This window comes from Novosphingobium sp. BL-S-24 (assembly GCF_055521575.1).
The window spans coordinates 735,126-757,620 of the sequence record NZ_CM145488.1; the positions used below are offsets into that span (position 1 = coordinate 735,126).

Annotated in this window: 22 protein-coding genes, 1 tRNA gene and 1 pseudogene; 6 read left to right on the forward strand and 18 right to left on the reverse strand. The window is 61.4% G+C overall.

Annotation, left to right across the window (positions count from 1 at the left end):
* Window positions 1-4 precede the first annotated feature (4 nt).
* From ACZ1JM_RS08680 to ACZ1JM_RS08710, 7 genes are all read right to left on the reverse strand, one after another.
* Window positions 5-613: a DUF2238 domain-containing protein gene (locus tag ACZ1JM_RS08680; protein ID WP_465134426.1), complete on the reverse strand. Its 609-nt coding sequence runs from the start codon at window positions 611-613 to the stop codon at window positions 5-7.
* A 12-nt stretch (window positions 614-625) separates the two neighbouring features.
* A complete protein-coding gene (locus ACZ1JM_RS08685) occupies window positions 626-1,822 on the reverse strand; it encodes a glycosyltransferase (protein ID WP_465134427.1) in 1,197 nt (398 codons plus the stop codon).
* A gap of 44 nt (window positions 1,823-1,866) precedes the next feature.
* Entirely contained in the window at window positions 1,867-2,910 is a 1,044-nt protein-coding gene (gene leuB / locus ACZ1JM_RS08690; protein WP_465134428.1) for a 3-isopropylmalate dehydrogenase, read from the reverse strand.
* Window positions 2,911-2,930: 20 nt separating this feature from the next.
* On the reverse strand, window positions 2,931-3,536 hold the full coding sequence (recO, locus tag ACZ1JM_RS08695) for a DNA repair protein RecO (RefSeq protein WP_465134429.1): 606 nt from the start codon (window positions 3,534-3,536) through the stop codon (window positions 2,931-2,933).
* An 18-nt stretch (window positions 3,537-3,554) separates the two neighbouring features.
* The gene (locus ACZ1JM_RS08700) at window positions 3,555-3,809 is read right to left on the reverse strand and encodes an accessory factor UbiK family protein (protein WP_465134430.1); all 255 of its coding nucleotides are present in this window, start codon (window positions 3,807-3,809) and stop codon (window positions 3,555-3,557) included.
* 41 nt (window positions 3,810-3,850) lie between these two features.
* Window positions 3,851-4,405, reverse strand: coding sequence for a TspO/MBR family protein (locus ACZ1JM_RS08705; RefSeq protein WP_465134431.1), 555 nt, complete (start codon window positions 4,403-4,405; stop codon window positions 3,851-3,853).
* 92 nt (window positions 4,406-4,497) lie between these two features.
* Window positions 4,498-5,295 carry a TlyA family RNA methyltransferase gene (locus ACZ1JM_RS08710; protein WP_465134432.1) on the reverse strand — a complete coding sequence of 266 codons (798 nt, stop codon included), beginning with the start codon at window positions 5,293-5,295 and terminating at the stop codon, window positions 4,498-4,500.
* A 352-nt stretch (window positions 5,296-5,647) separates the two neighbouring features.
* Here ACZ1JM_RS08710 and ACZ1JM_RS08715 point away from each other — a divergent pair, with 352 nt between their 5' ends.
* The 3 genes from ACZ1JM_RS08715 (at window position 5,648) to ACZ1JM_RS08725 (ending at window position 8,303) form a co-directional block, all read left to right on the forward strand.
* Window positions 5,648-5,926 (forward strand): hypothetical protein, encoded by a 279-nt coding sequence (locus ACZ1JM_RS08715; protein ID WP_465134433.1) that lies wholly within the window; start codon window positions 5,648-5,650, stop codon window positions 5,924-5,926.
* 569 nt (window positions 5,927-6,495) lie between these two features.
* On the forward strand, window positions 6,496-7,134 hold the full coding sequence (locus tag ACZ1JM_RS08720) for a DUF4136 domain-containing protein (protein ID WP_465134434.1): 639 nt from the start codon (window positions 6,496-6,498) through the stop codon (window positions 7,132-7,134).
* Window positions 7,131-8,303: a M14 family metallopeptidase gene (locus ACZ1JM_RS08725; RefSeq protein ID WP_465134435.1), complete on the forward strand. Its 1,173-nt coding sequence runs from the start codon at window positions 7,131-7,133 to the stop codon at window positions 8,301-8,303. The genes ACZ1JM_RS08720 and ACZ1JM_RS08725 overlap by 4 nt, the downstream gene beginning before the upstream one ends.
* Before the next feature lie 27 nt (window positions 8,304-8,330).
* On the opposite strand, the gene ACZ1JM_RS08730 is transcribed toward ACZ1JM_RS08725, so the two are convergent.
* From ACZ1JM_RS08730 to ACZ1JM_RS08740, 3 genes are read right to left on the reverse strand one after another with little or no spacing between them, the layout of a single operon-like run.
* Complete coding sequence (locus ACZ1JM_RS08730; protein ID WP_465134436.1) at window positions 8,331-8,762, reverse strand: cytidine deaminase; 432 nt, start codon at window positions 8,760-8,762, stop codon at window positions 8,331-8,333.
* A complete protein-coding gene (locus ACZ1JM_RS08735) occupies window positions 8,759-9,493 on the reverse strand; it encodes a glycoside hydrolase family 25 protein (protein WP_465134437.1) in 735 nt (244 codons plus the stop codon). Before ACZ1JM_RS08735 ends, ACZ1JM_RS08730 begins: the two co-directional genes overlap by 4 nt.
* A 5-nt stretch (window positions 9,494-9,498) precedes the next feature.
* Window positions 9,499-9,981 carry a UPF0262 family protein gene (locus ACZ1JM_RS08740; protein ID WP_465135020.1) on the reverse strand — a complete coding sequence of 161 codons (483 nt, stop codon included), beginning with the start codon at window positions 9,979-9,981 and terminating at the stop codon, window positions 9,499-9,501.
* Between the two features lie 156 nt (window positions 9,982-10,137).
* Here ACZ1JM_RS08740 and ACZ1JM_RS08745 point away from each other — a divergent pair, with 156 nt between their 5' ends.
* Window positions 10,138-11,649, forward strand: a complete 1,512-nt coding sequence (locus ACZ1JM_RS08745) for a replicative DNA helicase (protein WP_465134438.1) — start codon at window positions 10,138-10,140, stop codon at window positions 11,647-11,649.
* A gap of 42 nt (window positions 11,650-11,691) precedes the next feature.
* Here the strand turns inward: ACZ1JM_RS08745 and ACZ1JM_RS08750 are convergent, their stop codons facing one another.
* A complete protein-coding gene (locus ACZ1JM_RS08750) occupies window positions 11,692-12,192 on the reverse strand; it encodes a GNAT family N-acetyltransferase (protein WP_465134439.1) in 501 nt (166 codons plus the stop codon).
* Window positions 12,189-13,358 carry an aminotransferase gene (locus ACZ1JM_RS08755; RefSeq protein ID WP_465134440.1) on the reverse strand — a complete coding sequence of 390 codons (1,170 nt, stop codon included), beginning with the start codon at window positions 13,356-13,358 and terminating at the stop codon, window positions 12,189-12,191. Before ACZ1JM_RS08755 ends, ACZ1JM_RS08750 begins: the two co-directional genes overlap by 4 nt.
* Before the next feature lie 227 nt (window positions 13,359-13,585).
* Here ACZ1JM_RS08755 and ftsH point away from each other — a divergent pair, with 227 nt between their 5' ends.
* Window positions 13,586-15,517 carry an ATP-dependent zinc metalloprotease FtsH gene (gene ftsH / locus ACZ1JM_RS08760; RefSeq protein WP_465134441.1) on the forward strand — a complete coding sequence of 644 codons (1,932 nt, stop codon included), beginning with the start codon at window positions 13,586-13,588 and terminating at the stop codon, window positions 15,515-15,517.
* Between the two features lie 129 nt (window positions 15,518-15,646).
* On the opposite strand, the pseudogene ACZ1JM_RS08765 reads toward ftsH, so the two are convergent.
* The 5 genes and pseudogenes from ACZ1JM_RS08765 to ACZ1JM_RS08785 form a co-directional block, all read right to left on the reverse strand.
* Window positions 15,647-16,104: pseudogene (locus ACZ1JM_RS08765) on the reverse strand (GNAT family N-acetyltransferase).
* A 20-nt stretch (window positions 16,105-16,124) separates the two neighbouring features.
* Window positions 16,125-17,387 carry an ATP-dependent Clp protease ATP-binding subunit ClpX gene (clpX, locus tag ACZ1JM_RS08770; protein ID WP_465134442.1) on the reverse strand — a complete coding sequence of 421 codons (1,263 nt, stop codon included), beginning with the start codon at window positions 17,385-17,387 and terminating at the stop codon, window positions 16,125-16,127.
* A gap of 122 nt (window positions 17,388-17,509) precedes the next feature.
* A complete protein-coding gene (clpP, locus tag ACZ1JM_RS08775) occupies window positions 17,510-18,175 on the reverse strand; it encodes an ATP-dependent Clp endopeptidase proteolytic subunit ClpP (protein ID WP_465134443.1) in 666 nt (221 codons plus the stop codon).
* Window positions 18,176-18,346: 171 nt separating this feature from the next.
* On the reverse strand, window positions 18,347-19,972 hold the full coding sequence (tig, locus tag ACZ1JM_RS08780; protein WP_465134444.1) for a trigger factor: 1,626 nt from the start codon (window positions 19,970-19,972) through the stop codon (window positions 18,347-18,349).
* Between the two features lie 75 nt (window positions 19,973-20,047).
* Window positions 20,048-20,132 (reverse strand) — tRNA-Leu (locus ACZ1JM_RS08785).
* 154 nt (window positions 20,133-20,286) lie between these two features.
* Here ACZ1JM_RS08785 and ACZ1JM_RS08790 point away from each other — a divergent pair.
* Window positions 20,287-20,448, forward strand: a complete 162-nt coding sequence (locus ACZ1JM_RS08790) for a hypothetical protein (RefSeq protein WP_465134445.1) — start codon at window positions 20,287-20,289, stop codon at window positions 20,446-20,448.
* Window positions 20,449-20,525: 77 nt separating this feature from the next.
* Here ACZ1JM_RS08790 and sppA read toward each other — a convergent pair whose 3' ends face one another.
* Window positions 20,526-22,439, reverse strand: a complete 1,914-nt coding sequence (gene sppA, locus ACZ1JM_RS08795) for a signal peptide peptidase SppA (protein ID WP_465134446.1) — start codon at window positions 22,437-22,439, stop codon at window positions 20,526-20,528.
* Between the last annotated feature and the right edge of the window lie 56 nt (window positions 22,440-22,495).

Genomic DNA, 22,495 nt, shown 5'->3' on the forward strand with positions numbered 1-22,495 from the left:
GCGATCAGCGCCGCCGCATTCCGATGTGCAGACTGGCGACGATGGCCCCCGCTCCCGCAAGCGCCATGTCCTTTTGCGGGTCCCATTGGTCGCCTTGCTGACCGTTATAGGCGATCGCATCCGGCCCGGCCATGAGCAGCGTCAGCAGCCATTCGAAGATCTCGTATAGTGCGCTGCCTGCGAAAACAGCCATCACCGCAATGGACAGAGCGCCCACCAAAGAAAAACCTCGGTGCCGTACTAGCCACGCCGCAATGGGGTGGACGGCGAACAGACCAAAGCTGAAATGCACCAGCCTATCCCATGAATTGCGCGATAGCCCGAGCCACTCTGTCGGCGCTGGCAAGCCGACCGCTCGCGCCCAGTCGTCGTAGGGCACATATGAATAGATGTAGCGTCCACCGATCGTATGCAGCCACAGGAAAGCGCAGAGGCAGACGATAGCCGAGGTCGGCATCTGCCAGCGCCTGATCCCGGCCCAGGCTCCCGCGACGATCGCCAAAGTCGGCAGGTTCTGCAATCGTGCAAGGTCGGGGTACGGCGTATCGATCAGGCTGACGATCGCCGCGACAGCCGTCAGCGCCAGTAGCCCCAACTGAGAGCGGGGGGGCACCCAGGAAACGCGTCAGTACTTGCCCCAGACGAACTTGGACGAAAGCGCGAAATTCCACACCGAGCCCAGGATGATGCCGGTGACGACCGCAAGCACGTCATGGACGCCGATCGTCTTGAGCACCGCTGCCGAACCGATGTTGGTGAGCAGGCCGAGCGAGCAGGTGACCGCGAATTGCGCCCACCCACGCATCAGCGGCCCAAACCCGCGCAGGCGCTTGTCGGAATAGGTCAGTTCGTTGTTCAGCACGAAGTTGAACGTCATGGCGACGACCGCCGCCAGAGTGTTGGCGATGTTGAACGTCGTGCTTTCCGACCAGTTGCCGTAAACGAAGCGCTCCCCGAAAACGAGATGCAACATCACCCACAGCGCGCCGAGCTGAACCAGCACGCCCAACGCACCGACCGTGCCGAACAGGGCAAAACGGGTAGGGATGATGCGGCCCAGCCACTTGTCGTAAAGACCTACGAGGAATTCGAACACTACGGTCTGGTCCAGCTTGCTTTCGCCCTCTGCGCGAGCGGCGAAATTCAGGGGAAATTCCTTGACGCGCAGCGGTGTTTCCACCGTCGCCAGGATATCGAGAAGGATCTTGAAGCCAACACCGGACAGCCGGTGCGCATCCGCCCGCAGCGTTTGCGTGCGAAGCATGAAGAACCCGCTCATCGGGTCGGTCAGTTCAACGCCCGTAACCTTGTTGGCAATGCGATTAGCCAGCCCCGACGCCTTGACGCGGTCAGGACGTCCCCAAGCCTCGGTGCTCGCCCCTTCAGCAAAGCGGGAAGCATAGGACAAGTCGTATTCGCCGGACGTGATCGCCTGCAACATGCCAGGCAACAGCGCCGGGTCATGCTGGTGATCGGCGTCCATTACGGCAACTACCGGCGCAGAGGTGGAGCACATCCCTTCGATCGCCGCGCTCGCCAGTCCGCGACGTCCGATGCGCTGGATGCAGCGCACACGCGGATCGATCAGCGACAGACGCCGCGCTTCGTCAGACGTCCCATCCGGGCTGTTGTCGTCCACGAAAACGACTTCCCAGGCGATCCCCGCAAGCGCCTTGTCCAGACGTTCGACCATCGTCGCGACGTTCTTGCGCTCATTATAGGTGGGCAGGACTATCGCCAGTTCGAGCGGCTTCACGCCGCGCTCGGCGGCAACTTCAGCGGCGTGGGCAGCCTGCAAAAGGTCGGAACTGGTAATGTTCATGCGTCCAGGTTGTAGTTGGTATAGGTCAAGAAACCATTATCGCCTTACAGCCGTGCGAGCACCGCGTCACCGATTTCCTTGGTGCCGGCCGAACCGCCCAGGTCTCCGCCCTTGATGCCATCCGCCAGAGCCTTGGCAACCGCCGCCTCGATACGCGCAGCCGGTTCTTCCAGGCCGAACGAATGGCGCAGCAGCATCGCGACCGAAAGGATCGTTGCCATCGGGTTCGCCAGATCCTTGCCGGCAATGTCCGGGGCCGATCCGTGAATTGGTTCGTACAGGCCGAAAGTGCCTTCGGCCAGGCTTGCCGAGGCCAGCAGCCCGATCGAGCCGACGCACATGCTGGCCTGATCGGACAGAATGTCACCGAACAGATTGCCGGTGACGATGACGTCGAAAGCGCCGGGATTCTTGACCAGCTGCATGGCCGCGTTGTCCACGTACATGTGGGTCAGTTCAACGTCGGGGTATTCCTTCGACACCTCGATCACGACATCGCGCCACAGCTGCGACGTTTCCAGGACATTGGCCTTGTCCACCGAGCACAGCTTGCCCGAGCGACCTTGCGCGGCCTTGAAACCGGCGTGGGCAATGCGGCGCACCTCGTCCTCGGCGTACGACATCATGTCCCAGCCCTCGCGCCGTCCGTCTTCGGTCTGGCGCATGCCTTTTTCGCCGAAATAGACGTCGCCGTTGAGTTCACGAACGATCAGCAGGTCGATCTTGCCTGACACTTCAGGCCGCAGCGTGCTGAGATCTTCCAGCCCGGCAAAAACGCGGGCCGGCCGCAGATTCGCAAACAGGCCCAGTTCCTTGCGCAGACCGAGCACTGCCTGCTCCGGGCGCAGGTGACGTTCGAGATGGTCGAGCGAAAAGTCACCCACCGCGCCGAACAGGATGGCATCCGAAGACCGGGCGATGTCGATGGTCGCCTGGGGAAGCGGATGGCCATGCGTGCGATAAGCCGCGCCGCCAACATCGCCTTCGACCAGTTCCAGGCCGGGGAGTTCCAGAGCCTCAAGAACACGTACCGCCTGCTCGGTGACTTCGGTGCCGATCCCGTCGCCCGGGAAGATAGCAATGCGCATGGTCTTTTCCGCTTCTCAAACTAGCTGTCGATCCGCCCCAGCCGCTCACGCAGCAAGGTGCGCGCCGCCATAACGTCTCTGCGGCGATCGGCAAGCGGGTAGCGGGCGAGTTCGTGCCCGACCCGATCGAAACTGTCGAGAATGGCCGGCCAGTCTTCATCGTTGGGGCGCGTCACCTGAACGCCGTAGCCCAACTCGCGAAGCAGCAGGACTTCATAGCGCACCAGGCCGAGCGCCCATCCGCGTGCGGAAGGAGCGACGCACATGGCTTCCAGCACGCCCTCAAGCGCCGCGAACAAGACGGGAAATTGCTGACGCTCGGGCAGTGCTATTGCCGTGAGCGCAGTTACCCAGCCAATACCCGCTGCGGGCAATGGTTCGGAAAGCCATGGCGCCCTGCTCTGGACCAATTCGACTTTGGCGAAAGGTAGCTGACTGTCGGACTTTGAACGGACCTGGGCATCGACTGTGTTGCCCGCCACCAGTACCGGGCGCAAATGTCGCCCCCTGCCCCCGGCCACATAGGCCGCAACCAGCCCATGATCAGCCGTCATCATCCGCGCAACGGACGCAATTTCGCCATGAGCGAAAGTAGCACAGACGATGGCTGGCGCGCGAAAATGCATCGCGGCGCCAGTCAGCTATCAGATGGGGGGATTGAGCTTGGCCTCGATCGCGTCAAGGCGCGCCTTAAGCAATTCAGCTTCGGCGCGCGCGGTCGCGGCCATTTCCTTCACCGCGTCGAATTCTTCGCGGCTTACGAAATCCATGTCGCCCATGAATTCCTTGAACCGTTCCCGTGCGCTGTCCCGCGCCTCGCGACCGACGCCAGCCAGTGTACCGGCGGCGCTGTTCATCATCTTCACGAAATCGGCGACGAAGGGGTTTTCGTTTTGCATGCCTTATAAATGGATCGCGCAAAGCCCGCGCGCAAGAGGGATCAGATGTCGAACCGCTCAACCGCCCCGGACCGCTGAACGCCGTCAAGGCCGGGGTTCTCCCGCAGGATCGCGAAGTTGAGGTACGTCGCGAACGCCAGCCACACCAGATAGGGCAGCAGCAACGCGCCCGCCACCGGCCGCACCCGCCAGAACAACACCGTCGTCAGGACCGCCACCAACAGGATCGCGACGATGACGAACAGCGCCACGGACATCAGGTGAGCGCCGAAAAAGATCGGCGACCAGGACAGGTTCAGAATGAACTGCACGATGAAAGCCACCACGGCCAGACCACGTCCGCGCGCGCCGCGCGCGCTCAGGATCATGGCCAGGGCAACCCCCAGCATGATGTAGAGCACAGTCCACACGATCCCGAACGTCGCTGGCGGGGGATAGCCTGCCGGTTTCACCAGTTCAGCGAACCAGGGGTTTTCCGGCCCGCTTTGCGCCCCAGTTCCAGAGAGAAAGCCGAGCAGCACCACCACCGGCACGCAGACAAGCAGCCACCGCAGGAAGCTGGCGCGCAATTGGCCAGACGAGGCAAGCAGATTCATCTGCGCGAAAATCTCCGAATCACAAAAGGCACCCTAAAGGACGGCGCGGTTTGTGGAGTGGCATGATCCTGCACGCAATCTCTACAATGCGATCAAGGTTGGCGTTGTGCCGAAACGAGAAACTCGATGTTTCCTTCCGGCCCTTTGATCGGGCTTTCGACGATACCCTGGATGTCCCAACCGGCATCTTCCAGCCAGGCGCGCACTTCGTCGCAGACCCGCTGGTGAAGCTCCGGGTCGCGAACCACGCCGCCCTTGCCCACTTCGCCGCGACCGACCTCGAACTGCGGTTTGATCAGCGCCACCAACTGACAACGCGGCGCCGCTAGGCGCAGCGGGACTTCCAGCACTTTGGCGAGACCGATGAAGCTGGCGTCGCACACCACCCAGTCGCAGGCTGCATCGATGTGTGCGACAGTAAGGATTCGAGCGCTGGTCTGCTCCAGTACAGTCACGCGAGGATCGTTGCGCAGTTTCCAGGCCAGTTGGTTGGTGCCCGAATCGACCGCGAATACCCGGCTGGCGCCGTTGGTCAGCAGCACATCAGTAAAGCCGCCGGTCGAACTGCCGATATCCATCGCCACCGCGTCGGTGGGATCAAGCTGGAAATGGTCAATCGCATGAGCCAGCTTAATGCCTCCGCGCGACACCCAGGGATGATCCCGACCGCGCACGTCGATAGCCGCGTCGCTCTTGATGCTTTGCCCCGGTTTGGCGATCTTTGTTTCCCCGGAAAACACCAGCCCCGCCAGGACCAGGGCTTGGGCGCGCGTGCGGCTTTCCACGATCCCGCGATCGACCAGCAACTGGTCCACGCGCACTTTGCCGGGTTTTGCGGCGTCGACGCGGCCAGCTTTTTCGACAGATCGGGGCTTGGATGGGTCGGTCATGAGCCAATGCGCACTTGAGAAGGGTCGCGCGTCATTCCATACCATAGGCATGAAGGCAAATTTGCGCAGTCGCGCCACCGTTTCCCGCTCTCTTCCATCGGCGGTTTGCATATCCTCAGCTCTCGCGGCCCTGTTGGCTGGATGTGTGCCGCCGCCCGCGACGCCCAGCGGAAGCCCAAGCGTTCCGCCCCCGACCCAAACCACTCAACCGCCGACCGCATCGCGCCCGGTACCACGGCCAGCTACTCCTCCATCGCAGGATTGGCGCGACGCCCCGGTAACACCCGGAAACTGGGAATACGCTGCGAACGCTTCAGGATCGACTGCCAGTTTCGGCAACGGCCTGCTAACGATGCGCTGCGATCCAAGGTCGAACACGATTTCGATCGTCCGGGCCGCCCCTGCTCGCGGTCAACAGACGGCAGTCACGATCACGACGACCGACGGTGCACGGTCCGTTACGGGGCGCAGCACCGCGGCAGGCATTGAAGTGACGTTGCAGGCCCGCGATCGGCTGCTCGACTCCATGGCTATCAGTCGCGGTCGGTTCGCTGTGTCCGCAACAGGCGAACAGACGCTTTACGTGCCGAGCTGGACCGAAGTGACGCGCGTCATAGAGGACTGTCGCTGACCGCGTGAAGCAGAGCGACGCCAGCCAAGCCTACGCTCTAGCGGCCTGACGCAAGGCTGGGGAAAACCGGGCCGAAGCACTGATAATGACCGCAAAAAAATACATTTCAAGACTTGTTGTGCGATGCGGGATGAGCCACATTTTCATCAGGACGACGGGCATCGGGAAACGCGCCCGACAGCTACCGAAGTCCACGCTGCCGATGTGCGGCGACTTGGCTCAACAGCGCGAAAGGAGGTGATCCGATGTCTCATGGTTCAGCAGAGAGGTCGGCAATTTCCGTCGCGGAGCATTATCGCTAATCCTGATTTAGCGATAAAGGCTTCGCTGGCGGCACTTCCCGGCCGCTGACCATGCGAAGGGCCGTACCGCTTGCCGGTGCGGCCCTTCTCATTTGTGCGTGGTCAGTTTCGAGCAGAGGGCCTCTCCCCTTTGCCGATCAAGGAACTTTTCACCCGTAGACCGCTTGAATTGGCAGGCGCTGAGCGCCGCAATCGACGCGAAGGCGACTGTTTCGGGTTAGCGCGGTTTCGCAAAGTCGACCTGCTTCGATTTTGGGAGTGACAGTAATGACGATGCCTATCGTGCTCAAATTCCGGCCATCAAAGCGATTTGGCGTCATGGCAGCGATCGCTGCCAGCATCACGCTGTGTGCATGCGTCGCCCCTGTCGGCCCCGTCGAGGTCACTCGCTTCCATGCGCCAGAGATCTCCCGTCTCGGTTCCGGCACTATTCAAGTGGTTCCTGCACCCGGCCAGGAAGATACGCTGGAGTTCAGGACATATGCCGCCGCAATCGGGCGCGAACTGACGCGGATCGGCTACCGGGAAATCGACGCCGCCCAGACGTCCAGCCAGCAGGTGGCAGTCCTTACCGTTGAGCGGCAGACTTTCCGACCCGAGAGGACGCGCGGTCCGGTATCAGTCGGGGTCGGCGGCGGCACCGGCGGTTTCGGTTCGGGCGTTGGACTGGGATTGGGCTTCGATCTCTCGGGCGGACCGAAGGACCAGGTCGGCACGCGCGTTTTTGTTGCGATCCGCGATCGTAATGCCGCTCCTACAGCGACTGCGCTTTGGGAAGGACGCGCGGTATTCACCGTCCGCAGCGATTCGCCGTTGGCGCAGGCGCCGCTCGGATCGGCAAAAGTGGCAGAAGCTCTTTTCAAGGGGTTCCCGGGACAGTCGGGGGAAACTATCCAGGTCAAATGACAGATAGCACCAACGCTCCCATCCAGATCACCGCCGCTTTCGATGCAGGCAATATCGATGTCCTGTCGATCGACGGCACCAATGCCACGCTGGCTATCCGCAAGGATTGCCACTCGGAATTCTTTCAGTGGTTTCATTTCCGGGTCAGCGGATCAGCCGGCCGGGAGTTGACCCTGCGGATCACGGGCCTCAACGCTTCCGCCTATCCGATGGGCTGGCGGGATTACGACGCATGCGTGTCAGAAGATCGTCAATTCTGGGCACGCGCCGCCAGCAGCTACGACGAGCAGAGCGAGGGCGGCACGCTGACCATCCGCTACACTCCCAGCCATGACATCGCGTGGTTTGCGTACTTCGCGCCCTACTCGATGGAGCGGCACCACGATCTCGTCGCCCGTACTGCCGCGACGGAGGGCGTGGCTCACCGCACGCTGGGCTCGAGCCTCGACGGTCAGCCGATCGATTGCCTGGAAATGGGCGCGGGCGCGGTGCAGGTCTGGTTCTATGCCCGCCAGCATCCCGGGGAAACCATGGCCGAATGGTGGATGGAAGGTGCGCTGGAATTGCTCATCGACCCGACCAGCTCCATTGGCCGTGAACTCCGCAAGCGGTGCCGCTTTCATATCGTGCCGAATGCCAATCCGGACGGCTCCCGGCGTGGCCATCTGCGCACCAACGCTGTCGGCGTGAACCTCAATCGCGAATGGCACGCTCCCTCGCTGGAAAAGTCCCCCGAAGTCCTGGCGATCCGCAACGCGATGGATGAAAGCGGCGTCGATTTCGCCATGGACGTCCACGGGGACGAGGCCATTCCCGCCGTTTTCGTCGCCGGGTTTGAGGGCATTCCATCGCTGAAGGACGAGCAATTGGCAGGCTACAATCGCTTTGCGACCCTGCTTGAACGCCGCTCGCCCGATTTTCAGACGCGGCTGGGCTACGGTCTGGCGCGACCCGGCACCGGCAACCTTTCCATGTCCACCAATCAGGTGGCCGAACGCTTCGGCGCCGTAGCGATGACGCTGGAAATGCCGTTCAAGGATCACCTTCCCGCCGCAGACAATGTGCAAGGCTGGAGCCCGGAACGCTCGGCTCAACTAGGCAAGGATTGCCTTGGCACTTTGCTGGAATGGCTCATTGTACGTGAGAACGATTCCAACCCGCCAGCCTAAAGGTAGGGAAAGAAAGCGACCTGCGCCCTAAATCAGATTGGCGGGACCGAAGGCGTGAGGCAGCAGGTGGGAGAGGCGGGTTTCGAGCACGCCCTCCGCGCCATCGCACCATACGACCGGATCGGTCCCGCCGACCTGCGCGATCTCATTGAGAATTTGACGGCATCGCCCGCATGGCGTCACTTGCGCGCCCTGCCCCGCCTGCCCCGGTGCGCCGCCAGTTACGGCCACCGCCTCGACCGCCGTACGAGATCCGGAAAGGATGTTCGCCACGGCCACCGTCTCGGCACATAGCGACAGGCCATAGCTGGCGTTTTCCACGTTCGCGCCGGTCACGACTGTGCCGTCCGCCAGCAGCAGCGCCGCTCCTACCTGAAAACCCGAGTATGGCGCGTATGCAGCAGAAGCAGCGTTGCGCGCAGCGGCGATCAGCATGTCGCGAGTGGTCGTATCGGTCATGGCTGCACCACTAGCCAGCGTAGCCCGCCCTGTACAATCTCGCTCGCAAGATCCGAATTAGCCGTCCACATCGTCCACGGGCGACCGGCGTAAGTTGGCTCGAAGCGATCACGTACCAGCCAGAGGTTGCGATCCAGCTTGTGCGCGATGATGTAGCGGGACTGGAAGGCCGGGGTCACTTTTAGAATGACCGGCTTGCCCGTGTGCGTTTCGACCTGATTGAGAAAGGTCATCAACTCGCTCTCGACCCGGGCGTCGCTTACTTTGACCGGACAGCCATCCGCCAGCATGCCCAGTTCAACCGCCGGCGGAAGCAGCTTGGCATCGCGCGGAACGGTGGTGACGAAGTTGGCCGCCTGCGTCCCGGCGGGCTGGCACGGATCGTAGCGATGCAACGCGCCGACCTGCATCCCGGCGGTTCGCGCTTCCTCGAAATTCTCGACAAAGCGAGGATCGCGGGCAAAGGCACTGGCGCTGGCATCGATATAGGCAAAGTCCGCGCCGATCGCTTTCAGCGATGCCCAGTTCACCTCGCCATCCTCGGCGCCGATTTCCACCCCTTGGACGGCATAGGCCCCCCGGTCGGGAGACCAATGCCGCACATGCCACCATGCCCATGCGGCGGCGACGATCGCAATTAAAAGGACCGCGCCAAGCAGTCGCGCCTGCCAAGGGCCGCCGCTACGTTTGCGGGAGGTAGGGGCGGCGCGGCCACCCTTGCGTTGTACCATGATCGTCAGCCGCGAATGTGCAGGACGCAGATCAGAGTGAACAGCCGGCGCGCGGTCGGATGGTCAGTTTCGATCTTTCCATCCAGCCGTTCTAACAGCATCTCGGCCGCTTCGTTGTGAACCCCGCGACGGGCCATATCGATCGTCTCGATCTCTTGTGGGCTGGCCTTGCGGATAGCCTGATAGTAGCTCTCGCAGATCGCGAAATATTCCCGGATCGGCCGCCTGAACCGCGCCAGCCCGAGCACCAGCGTTTCCAGATCAGCCCCACCCTCGTCCGAAATATCCATTGAGAGCCGACCGTCCCGCACGGACAAACGCAGGCGATACGGCCCCTGGTGCCCTGCAGTATGGGACCTTACAGGGCAAAACACATTGTCTTCGATCAGGTCGAAAATGGCGATGCGCCGTTCCTGTTCGATATCCGCGTTGCGCCACAGAATGGTCGCATCGTCGAGCTCGATGTGGGAGATGCGCGGGTCCGCCATGATCGAAAAGCCTTTACGCGGTTGCGGCATGAACCGGCAAGAGGGCTTCGATCTCATCCGCCTGCGAGCGTGTGCCCGCCTTCCACAAGCTGTGGATTAATAAGGCGGTGTCGCCCGCTTGCCGGACTCACACGTCCAGAGCATGGTGCGCCGCTTATGGCCCAGCAAGACCTCCTTATCCGCGCCGACGATGCCGGCGCGCGTACCCTGCCTGCCAACGTGGAGGCGGAAGCCGCGTTTCTTGGCGCGGTCCTCATCGACAATCGCGTGATCGAGGAACTGCAGACCCAGCTTGCACCGACTCATTTCTTCGAGCCTGTCCATGCCCGGATCTATGAGCGCATCCTGCAGTTGCTGGACCGCAAGGCCGTTGTGACCCCAGTCACGCTGCGCCCCTATTTCGAGGCGGACGAGGCGCTGAAGGCGCTGGGCGGCGTCGCGTATCTTGCGCGGATGACAGCGGACGGTCAGGGCCTCCTCGCCCCGCGAGAACTGGCGGCGCAGATCTACGACCTCGCCTTGTTGCGCGAACTGATCACGGTTGGCCGTAACCTCGTCGAAAGCGCGATGGATACTTCCGAATCGGTCGAGCCGCTGGAGCAGGTCGAACGGGCGGAAGCCGCGCTCTACAAGGTGGCCGAAGGAGCAGCGACGCAAAGCGAAGCGCAAAGCTTCGGCGTGGCCACGCGCACGGCGATCCAGTCGATCGAAAAGGCGTTCAATTCCGGCGGCCACATTTCGGGCAAGACCACCGGCCTCACCTCGGTGAACCAGAAGATAGGCGGCCTGCACGATTCGGACCTTATCATCCTGGCCGGGCGTCCGGGCATGGGTAAGACCTCGCTCGTCACCAACATCGCCTTCAACGCGGCTGATCGCCTGCAGCGTGACCATGCCGATGGTATCGGCAGTGAAAAGTCGGTGGGCGCCGCCGTCGCGTTCTTCAGTCTGGAAATGAGCGCCGACCAGCTGGCAACGCGTATTCTGGCAGAGCAATCCGGGATCAGTTCCGAAGCGCTGCGCATGGGCAAGATCAGCCGCGAAGATTTCCAGCAGTTGTCGTTTGCTAGCCAGCGTCTGGCCGAACTGCCGCTCTTTATCGATGATACGCCCGGCCTCTCCATCGCCGCGTTGCGCACGCGGGCCAGACGCCTCAAGCGGCGACACGACATCGGTCTGGTGGTGATCGACTATCTTCAGCTGCTGTCCGGATCTGGCCGCGCGAACGACAATCGCGTAAACGAAATTTCGGAAATCTCCCGTGGTTTGAAGACGTTGGCGAAGGAACTTCACGTTCCTGTCATTGCCCTGTCGCAGCTGAGCCGTGCGGTAGAACAGCGCGATGACAAACGGCCGATGCTGTCAGACTTGCGCGAATCGGGGTCTATCGAGCAGGACGCCGACATGGTCTGGTTCGTCTACCGCGAAGACTATTACGTGAAGGCCACCGAACCCAAGTATCCGAGCGACACCGATAGCCCTGACGTCAAGGACAAGTGGGAAACCTGGCGCCAGAAGATGGAAGAAGTGACGGGCCTTTCCGAACTGATCATCGCAAAACAGCGCCACGGCGCGACCGGCAAAGTCCGCCTGCGCTTCGAAGCGCGCATCACCAAGTTCTCCGACCTCGCGCCGGAGGACATGCGATCGGCTTTCGAATCCGACTGACGATTGCCGTTCGAGCGCGCGTTGCTGGTAGCGCGCGGCGCGTCAGACCTGCCGGACCATATAAGTTGCATCCGCGCCATAGCTGACAAGCTTGGCCGCGATGACTGGATCGTCATTACACGGTTCAAACCCCAACCGCTGCCAAAAACCAGCCGAATCGTTCACAGATACCAGCGCGAGGATCTCCGCCCCTATCCCGCGAAGGTGGCGCATCAGCGTGTCCACGACAGGACGCGAATAGCCGCCTCCTCGCCGATCCGGATGCAGCGCCAGGTCGTGCAGATAGAAGGCGCTGTGGTCGTCAGGCAGGCTTCCCAGCGAACTATCCAACGGCGGGATCGAACCGGCTGGCCAAGGATAGGCAATCAGGTACCCCCCGATGTCCGTGCGGTTGGCCAGAACAAAACAGCCTTGCGGATACAGGCAGACCCGCTCCTCGAAACAGGTCCGGTCCTCATAATGGTCTGGAAAAGCAACACGCGCCACCGTCACAACGCCATCGATGTCGTCGCTGGCCATCGCCCGCCAATCGAAGTCACTCATAATGTCGCACGCCACGCTGACAGTCGCGACACCGCTTCATCGATCACCGCGTCCGGCTTGGTAAAGCAAAGGCGCACGATATGCCGCGGTGCCGTGTCATCATCATACAAAGCGCTGAAGGGGATCGTCGCCACCCCTGCTTCCATCACCGCCCGCTCGCTGAAAATGTTATCATCGAGGGCAATGCCCGACTCGGCGAGATCGATACACACGAACCAGGTGGCGTCATTGCCCAGAACCCGGAACCCGGCACGCTCCAGCCCCTCGATCAGTCGCGATCGACACCGGCCCCATTCCGCTCGCTGGCGATCGATCACGTCGGCCATCGCCAACCCTTCCGCCACCGCCCATTGCAGAGGCACCGCGCTGGTGAACGTGATGAACTGATGTACCCTTGCCAGGGCCGTCGCCAGCTCGCCCCTGGCGATCATCCAGCCGATCTTCCACCCCGTAAGGCCAAGAATCTTGCCCGCCGATCCGATTTTCACGGTTCGTTGCTCCATCCCCTCGAACGTCATCAGGGAACGGTGGGCTGCTTGATCGAAGCGCACATCCTCCCACACCTCATCGCAGATCGCGACGAGGTCATTCGCCACGCAGACCCGAGCGATCATCGCAAGCTCGTCATCGCTCGCGACAGTGCCTGCCGGATTCAGCGGATCATTGAGAATCAGCGCACGGCAGCGGGGTGTTACCGCCGCCTCCAATTCTTTCTGATCGTACCGGAAAAACGGTGGCTGCAGCATCACGCTGACAGGAACACCCCCTGCACGTCGTACCATCGGTGCATATGCATCATAGGCGGGCTGGAACAGGATCACCTCGTCCCCGGGCTTTACGACCGCCAACACCGCCGCAGCGATCGCCTCGGTTGCGCCGGAGGTCACGATCACCTGCGCGGGGTTCAGCGCCAAACCTTGCCGCCTGGAATAGTAGTCGCAAACGGATTCCCGGAGCTTCAACACCCCCGCACTCGGCGGATACTGCTGCGATTGGTCGCTCAATCCTCGATACCCAACCTCGATCAGTTCGGGTGGAGGTGCGCCGTCCGGGAATCCCTGCCCGAGATTGATCGCGCCCGTTTCCCTTGCCAATGCAGACATACGCTCGAAGATCGTCGTGCCCATCGCCGCATAGACCGGATGGATAGTGCGACCGATGGACATGGGTTCCGGCTCCTGAATCGACTGCAGACCGGTTAGCGTGGGACACGGAAAATGCACACAGAGCAACTGCCGACGCGCCGAATATACCTGCTTTTGAGCGCGTCAGGTGCCGTTGGGGGGCAACCCGCCGTAACTGCTGGCCAAAACGATTACTCTGAACGCCAGCGGTAACTTGAGATTCAGCGACAGACGCTTACATTGGCGGTCTGAAAGGACGGTTCCTCCGAATGAACGACGACCAGCCTAGCGGCAATCCCTGGGTAAAGAGCCTGCTCGTATGGGGGGGCATCTTCCTTGCCCTCTTGATGGTGGTGTCGATGTTCGGCGCCCGCACCACATCCGGGCCAGCGATCCCCTATTCCGACTTCCGCACCAAAGTTGCCGAGGGCAGCGTGGCCTCGGTCGAGATCGCGCAAGATCGCATCGACGGCAAGCTGAAGAACGGCGACACTTTCACCACCGTCCCCGTCCCCAACGATACGTCGCTGGCGCAGCTGCTGCAGGATAACGAGGTCAAGTATTCCGGCAAGGAAGCCGAGCAAGGCAGCCTGCTGCTGTATATTCTCGCGCAGACCCTGCCGTTCGTGCTGATCGTGGGTATTGCCTTCTTCGCGCTGCGTCAGGTTCAGAAAGGCGGCGGCTCGGGCGCGATGGGCTTCGGCAAGTCCAAAGCCAAGCTGCTGACGGAGCGTTCCGGCCGGGTCACGTTTGACGACGTTGCCGGTATCGACGAAGCGCGCGAGGAACTGGAAGAGATCGTCGAGTTCCTGCGCGATCCGACGCGCTTCTCCAAACTTGGCGGACAGATTCCCAAGGGCGCCCTGCTCGTCGGTAGCCCCGGCACCGGCAAGACGCTGCTGGCCCGCGCTATCGCGGGTGAAGCTGGCGTGCCGTTCTTCACGATCTCGGGTTCAGACTTCGTGGAGATGTTCGTCGGCGTCGGTGCAAGCCGCGTGCGCGACATGTTCGAACAGGCCAAGAAGAACGCGCCGTGCATCGTCTTCATCGACGAAATCGACGCGGTCGGCCGCCATCGCGGCCACGGCCTTGGCAATTCGAACGACGAACGCGAACAGACGCTCAACCAGTTGCTGGTGGAGATGGATGGTTTCGAGGCCAACGAAGGCATCATCATCATCGCGGCCACCAACCGCCCTGACGTGTTGGACCCTGCCCTGCTGCGTCCCGGCCGTTTCGATCGTCAGGTCGTCGTGCCGGTTCCCGACATCGACGGTCGCGAGAAGATCCTCGCCGTGCACATGAAAAAGGTGCCGTTGGCGCCAGACGTCAATCCGCGCGTGATTGCTCGCGGAACGCCGGGCTTTTCGGGTGCCGATCTTGCCAACCTCGTCAACGAAGCGGCTCTGCTCGCGGCCCGTCGCAATAAGCGCCTGGTCGCCATGCAGGAGTTCGAGGATGCCAAAGACAAGGTGATGATGGGTGCGGAGCGCCGCTCCATGGTCATGACCGAAGACGAAAAGAAGATGACCGCCTACCATGAGGCTGGCCACGCCATCGTATCAGTAAACGAAGCCGCGTCCGATCCGATCCACAAGGCGACGATCATCCCGCGCGGTCGCGCCTTGGGCATGGTCATGCGCTTGCCCGAACGAGACAGCTACTCCTACCATCGCGACAAGATGCTGGCGAACCTGTCGGTGGCGATGGGCGGCCGCGTGGCGGAAGAGATCATCTTCGGGCATGACAAGGTGTCCAGCGGCGCGTCGTCGGACATTCAATACGCCACCAGTCTCGCCCGTTCGATGGTCACCAAATGGGGCATGTCCGACAAGCTCGGCCCGCTCCAGTACGAGGAAGCACAGGAAGGCTATCTCGGCATGGGCGGATCACAGCGCACGATGGGATCCGACGAGACCAATCGCCTGATCGATAGCGAGATCCGTCTGTTGGTTGATAATGCCCATGCCCGGGCAACGCAGATCCTCAAGGACCAAAGCGAGGCCTTGGAAACTCTGGCGCAAGCGATGCTTGAATACGAAACGCTGTCGGGTGACGACATCAAGCAGTTGCTCGATGGTGGAACGATCGACCGACCCACGCATCCGCGCGGCCCGTCAACGCCGCGTCCGCTATCCGGTTCGGCCATACCCAAGTCCGGTAAGCGCTTTAGCGGCAGCAGCGCACCACAAGGCGCCTAACGGCAAAACAACGATCCACGGTTCTCCTTCGGGAGAATGCAGGAGGGGCGCTGGACTTTGGTTCGGCGCCCTTTTTTGTTTGCTATGGAAGAGACGAACGTGATCGTCGAATGTCTGTCACCTGGGATGCTATCTCATGACGATGTCGAAATGGATGACATCCTCACGCTCGCCCAGCGATTGGTAAAGAGCGATCGCTGGATCGTCGCTATGATCGGCTTGCACGAAGATTGCCCATGCCTTCAACGATGGCGCCATGTCGCGCAAACGATCAATCAGTGCCGTAGCTATTCCCAGGCGCCGGCGATTTTGCGCGACCGCAAGGTCGTAGATGTAGATCTCACGCCTTGCCTGTTCGTACTTGGTTAGAACATATGCTGCCAACGCACTAACCACCTCGCCGTCGATCAAAGCTACTAATCCAAGGAAATGCTCTAACCCAAGGAGGTCAACCAGCCATTGGTCCTCTGGTTCGCCATGGGGTACGATGACAGATCGTCGAATTCACGCGCGAACAGTGCATTCGCTTGGCGCAAAAGAAAAAGGTCGTCCACCGTGAGGCGAACGACCTTAAATTTATGCTCAATCACCGCAGTCGCCTGCGAGGTCAGGCCGCTTCTTCGGCCTTGTCCCCCTTGAGCACACGGACGGGTTCCTTGCGGCCTTCCACCACATCCTTGTCCACGACGACTTCAGCAATGTTACGCTCAGTCGGCAGATCGAACATGGTGTCTAGCAGGAGCCCTTCGACGATCGATCGCAGGCCGCGCGCGCCGGTTTTCCGATCAATCGCCTTTTGAGCAATCGCCTCAAGCGCGTCGTCGGTGAATGTCAGTTCCACGTCTTCGAGCTCGAACAGGCGGGCATACTGCTTGATCAAGGCGTTCTTGGGTTCCTTCAGGATCTTGACCAAGGCCTCAATGTCGAGGTCGTTGAGTGTCGCAATTACCGGCAGACGGCCCACAAACTCAGGGATCAGACCGAACTTGAGCAGATCCTCAGGCTCGGCTTTCTGCAGCAGTTCGCCCACCCGGCGCTTGTCGGGGTCAGCGACATGCGCGCCAAACCCGATCGAGCGCTTCTGCAGGCGATCGGCGATAATCTTTTCAAGACCCGCGAACGCGCCGCCGCAAATGAACAGGATGTTCGTCGTGTCCACCTGCAGGAATTCCTGCTGGGGATGCTTGCGCCCACCCTGCGGAGGAACCGACGCGGTCGTGCCTTCCATCAGCTTGAGCAACGCCTGCTGTACGCCCTCGCCCGACACATCGCGCGTGATCGACGGGTTTTCGGCCTTACGGCTGATCTTGTCGATTTCGTCGATGTAGACGATGCCCTGCTGCGCCTTTTCGACGTTGTAGTCCGAAGCCTGCAGCAGCTTGAGGATGATGTTCTCCACATCCTCACCAACATAGCCCGCTTCTGTCAGCGTCGTGGCGTCGGCCATCGTGAACGGCACGTCGAATGTCTTGGCGAGCGTCTGCGCGAGCAGCGTCTTGCCCGATCCGGTCGGCCCGACCAGCAGGATATTCGACTTCGACAATTCGACGTCGCCCTGCTTGCCGCTGTGCTTCAAGCGCTTGTAGTGGTTGTGAACGGCCACCGACAGCACGCGCTTCGCGCGCTCCTGCCCGATGACATAATCGTTCAGCATCTCGCAGATTTCGCGTGGAGAGACGATTTCGCCTTCCTTGCGCCCAGCGATACCAGCCTTCGTTTCTTCCCGAATGATGTCGTTGCAAAGCTCGACACACTCGTCGCAGATGAAGACCGTAGGGCCCGCGATCAGCTTGCGCACTTCATGCTGCGACTTACCGCAGAAGCTGCAGTAAAGGGTGCTTTTCGCGTCAGATCCGCTCAATTTCGTCATTTTCCGTCTTTGGCCTCCAAGCGAGGCGACTCGTCCACTCTACCCTGTCGGGGGCCGGTTTTGCAATCCTACCGCCAAATCCTTGCGATAGCCTGAAAAGTCCGGCCCGAGATTCATCAGGTTCAGCCCGGGGCCTTCTCGCCCTCAGGACGGGTTTCGAAGACCTTGTCGACGAGGCCGAACGCCAGTGCTTCCTCGGCCTCGAGGAAAGTGTCGCGATCCATCGCCTTCTCGATCTCGTCGAGCGACTTGCCGGTGTATTTCACATAGAGATCGTTCAGTCGGCGACGCATGCGCAGGATTTCACGCGCCTGGATTTCGATGTCCGACGCCATGCCCTGCGCGCCGCCGGAAGGCTGGTGCACCATGATGCGTGCATTGGGGAGCGCGATACGCATGCCCGGTTCGCCAGCAGCGAGCAGGAAGCTTCCCATCGATGCGGCCTGGCCGATGCACACGGTCGACACGCGCGGCTTGATGTACTGCATGGTGTCGTGGATCGCCATACCCGCTGTCACCACCCCGCCCGGCGAGTTGATGTACATCGAAATGTCCTTCGACGGGTTTTCGGATTCTAGGAACAGCAGCTGCGCGACGATCAGCGACGCCATGTGATCTTCCACCTGGCCGGTGATGAACACGATCCGTTCGCGCAGAAGGCGCGAATAAATGTCGAAGCTGCGTTCGCCGCGGCTGGTCTGCTCGACGACCATCGGCACGAGCGCACCGGTAATGGGATCGGTGGTGAACTTTCCTTGGGCGCTCGAAGCGCCGAACAGGTCGAGCATGGGAGTCCTCATATGATTTGGACTGCCTATGTCGCGTGGCCGACGCCGATGTTCAAGGGGATTAACCCATCAATCGGTGATGGGCGGGGGACAATCCCATGCGGGCATAATAGAAAACGGCCCGGCACCATGCAGTACCGGGCCGTTTCAACGGTCATTGCGACGAGGGGATCAATCCTCCTTGTCGGCCGCCTTCTTCTTGGCGGGAGCCTTCTTGGCCGGCTTGGCTTCGGCTTCGCCGTCCGCAGCTTCGTCTGCCTTCTTGGCTGCAGCCTTCTTGGCTGGCGCCTTCTTCGGGGCTTCTTCCGCTTCTACGGGAGCCTCCGCGGCTTCGTCCTTCTTGGCTGCAGCCTTCTTGGCGGGTGCCTTCTTTGGCGCTTCGTCTTCCGCTGCTTCGTCGGACGCAGCGTCGTCAGCTTTCTTCGCCTTCTTGGCGGGTGCCTTCTTGGCTGCGGGCTTGGCTTCGGCGCCATCGGCATCAGCCTCGATCGCCGCCTGCAGTTCCTCGCGCGTCACTTCACGCTCGGTTACGTCAGCCTTCTCGATGAGGAAGTCGACGACCTTGTCTTCATACAGCGGAGCGCGCAGCTGGGCGGCCATCATCGGGTCTTGCTGGACGTATTCGAAGAAACGCTGGCGGTCCTCGGGACGGTACTGCTGCGCAGCCTGCGACACGAGCATCTGCATTTCCTGCTGCGATACTTCCACGCCGTTGGCCTGGCCGATTTCGGACAGGAGCAGGCCCAGACGCACGCGGCGTTCGGCGATCTTGCGATAGTCGTCCTTCTCGGCCTCAATTTCGGCGAGGGCAGCGGCGGGATCTTCCTCGCTCTGCGCTTCCTGGGTCAGCTGCTGCCAGATTTGCGAGAATTCAGCTTCCACCATTGTCGGCGGCACTTCGAAGTCGTGACCGGCGGCCAGCTGGTCAAGCAGCGAGCGCTTCATGGCGGTGCGGGTAAGGCCGGCGGTTTCCTGCTCCAGCTGGCCGCGCAGGAGACCCTGCAGCTGTTCGAAGCTTTCGAGGCCCAGTTCCTTGGCGAAATCGTCATCCAGCTTCGATTCGGCGGGAGCCTTGATCTCGTGTGCAACGATATCGAAGGTGGCTTCCCTGCCCTTCAGGTTTTCAGCCGGGTAATCGTCGGGGAAAGACACGGTGATGGTGCGCTCGTCCCCGGCCTTGATGCCAACCAGCTGCTCTTCGAAGCCGGGGATCAGACGGCCCGAACCGATGACGATCGGCTGCTTTTCCGCCTTGCCGCCTTCGAACTCGACGCCGTCGAGCTTGCCCGTGAAGTCGCAGATGACCTGGTCGCCATCGGTGGCCTCGCCTTCCTTGGTTTCGAAACGCTGCTGCTGCGAAGCGATACGCTCGACCGCTTCGGTGACGGAATCGTCGGAAACGGGAACGGTCAGCTTGTCGAGCTTCAGGCCATCCAGCGAAGGTGCTTCGATCTTCGGCAGGATTTCCAAGCTGACGGTCAGCTCGGCGTCCTTGCCCTCTTCATAGCCTTCGGCCAGCGAAACATCGGGGTTCATGGCGGGGCGCAGCGCGTTGTCCGCCACGAGCTTGTCCATGGCTTCGCGAATCGAAGTGTTCAGCGCTTCCTGGTGGATCGCCGGGCCGTGCAGCTTCTTCACGAGGTTGGCAGGCACCTTGCCGGCGCGGAAGCCAGGCATCTTCACCTGTGGGGCGATCTTCTTGACTTCACCCTCAATCTTGGAGGTGATCGCGGCGGCCGGGATGGTGACCGTGTAGGCGCGCTTCAGGCCCTCGTTGGTCGTTTCGACGATCTGCATTTCGATGCCTTCCTGTGCAATCCAAAGGGCATTGCGGCCCGTATGACGCGGCTCGCCCTCACACAGGTGACGGATTGGTGCGGGCGAAGGGACTCGAACCCCCACATCTTTCGATACTGGTACCTAAAACCAGCGCGTCTACCAATTCCGCCACGCCCGCATGAGTGAAGCCTGAAACTCAAGGGACGGCCCCTTATAGCGCCCCAAGGCAAAGGGCAAGACTGCGCGAGCATCACATTCTTCTACCAAGCCTTGCGCGAAGGCGATCCCTTACCCAATTGGAATGGTGGAGCGGGCAAGAGGAGCAGACTGATATGGCCACGCAGCCACCAGCCGACAATCCGGGCGACACCCCGGCCGAATTCCCGACACCCAACGATCCGGGAGCGCCCGGCGCGCCGGACGAGACACCGGCAGAAGGTCCAGACTACGACCAGCCCGACAGCACGCCTGTGGAAATGCCGCCTCCAGATTGACCTCATTCACGTCAAAGAAGACAAGAAACCCGCGCCAGCCCTAAGCCAGCGCGGGTTTTTCGTGCGCAGCAGAAGCGTCAGCGAAGGCCGAACAGCTTCGCCAGCATCACCATCTTTGACGCCTCCGGAATTCCGTCAGCCGAGGGTTGATTATCCGACCCAATGCCGCATTCCAGGCAATAAGCCTGCACCCCCCGCGACCCGGTCAAAGCCTCTACGCGAGCGATCGCCTGAGCCATCTGCAGTTTTTGACGCGCGGCGACGAGTCCTGCAAAGTCGAACGCGACGGCCTGTTCCTGCGATGCGGGAGCGAAGCTTTCCAGGATCGCGCTGATCGAATCGGGCGCGTCCTGCAGATACTGGGCATGCCACTTCGCATTGCCGACCCCGCCTGTTTTCGCGGCGTAGGCAAGCGCGGCGTCGAGGTCACCCATTTGATCGACCAGACCGATCCGCTGCGCTTGAGCACCCGGCCAGATACGACCTTGCGCGATCGCATCTATTTGCTGGGGCGTCTTGCCGCGCGACTTGGCAACGATGCCAAGAAACTTTCCGTAGATGTTTTCGACCGAGGTTTGCAGCATCTCGTTCACTTCGGGCGTAAACCCACCCAGGATATCGGGCTGACCGGACAGGCCGGTAGTGCGCACACCGTCGCTGGTGACGCCGAAGTCAGCCAGAGTCTTTTCAAAGCTCGGCACCACAGCGAATACTCCGATGGAGCCGGTAATCGTTCCCAATTCGGCAAACACGCGCTGCCCAGGTGTCGACACCCAATAGCCACCGCTGGCCGCCAGATTCGCCATCGACACGACGATCGGAATTTTCGCATCCCGCCAGCGCATCAGCGCCCGGCGGATACGTTCCGACGCTAATACCGAGCCACCCGGCGAATCAATGCGCACGACCAGCGCCTTGTAGGTCGACGTGCCGTCATCCGGCAGGTTGGTATCGAGGAGCCGTGCGATCCGGTCACCGCCGGCAGTGCCGGGTCCGGCTTCGCCATCCACGATGTCGCCGGCGATCGTAATGACGGCAATCTTGGCCCCGTCCGTCTTGATGGGATTGGCCGCAAGCCAGGTCGCAATGCCGGTATGGGCGTAATCCGGCGAATCGTCGCCATCCGGGCGAGCGATGGAGGTTTCGCCCGCGATCGCTTCGACCCGCTTTTCGAATTCGGTCTTGTCACCGATCCGATCGACCAATCCCGCCGCTTTCGAAGCCTGCGCCATATCACCGCCCGAAGCCTTTACCCATGCCACTGGGTCGGACGTCATCCGATCCACCTGGGCTTTCGGGCGCGCCTTGCTGATCTCCGCTCGATAGGCCGACCATTGGGCGTCATAGATCCCTTTCAGATCTTCGCGCGCCTCGGGTGAGAGATCGGAACGCAAATAGGGTTCCACAGCCGACTTGTAGGTGCCCACCCGATAGACATGGGCGTTGACGCCGAACCGGTCGAAAAGACCCTTGTAGAATTGCAGGTTGCCCCCGGGCCCGGTGACGAAAGCCCCGCCCATCGGATCGACCCAGACTTCGCTGGCATGGGCGGCAAGCTGAACGCCATCGTCTGTGTATGCCGTCGCAAAAGTCAGAACCGGCTTGCCCGCTTTGCGCACTTCATCGATCGCCCCGCCAATATCGTGGAGATGGACGAAGCGTCCGCCGAGAAAGCGCGACATATCCAGCACCACGACCTTGATGCGCTTGTCGCTGGCCGCAAGGCGCAACGCACGCTCGATATCGCGAGCCTGGAATTCCTGGCTGGTCCCGCTGGACGCCATTAGCAGGGCCAGCGGATCCTTCTGCGATTTCTCCTCGACGATCGTACCATCGAGTTGGAGGAGCAGCGCGCCATCCTCGACCCTTCCCGGTGCCGGGCGAGCTGACAGCGCCGCGTAGACGATCCCGAAGAACATCAGCAGGAAAACCAGCGCGAGCGCATCCTTCACCGCCACGAGCAGCTTCCAGACCTTGCGAGCGAATCTCATGAAACCAACCTGCCTTTCGCGCGCGGTCTTAACGGCACATCTGCCGAATGGGAAAG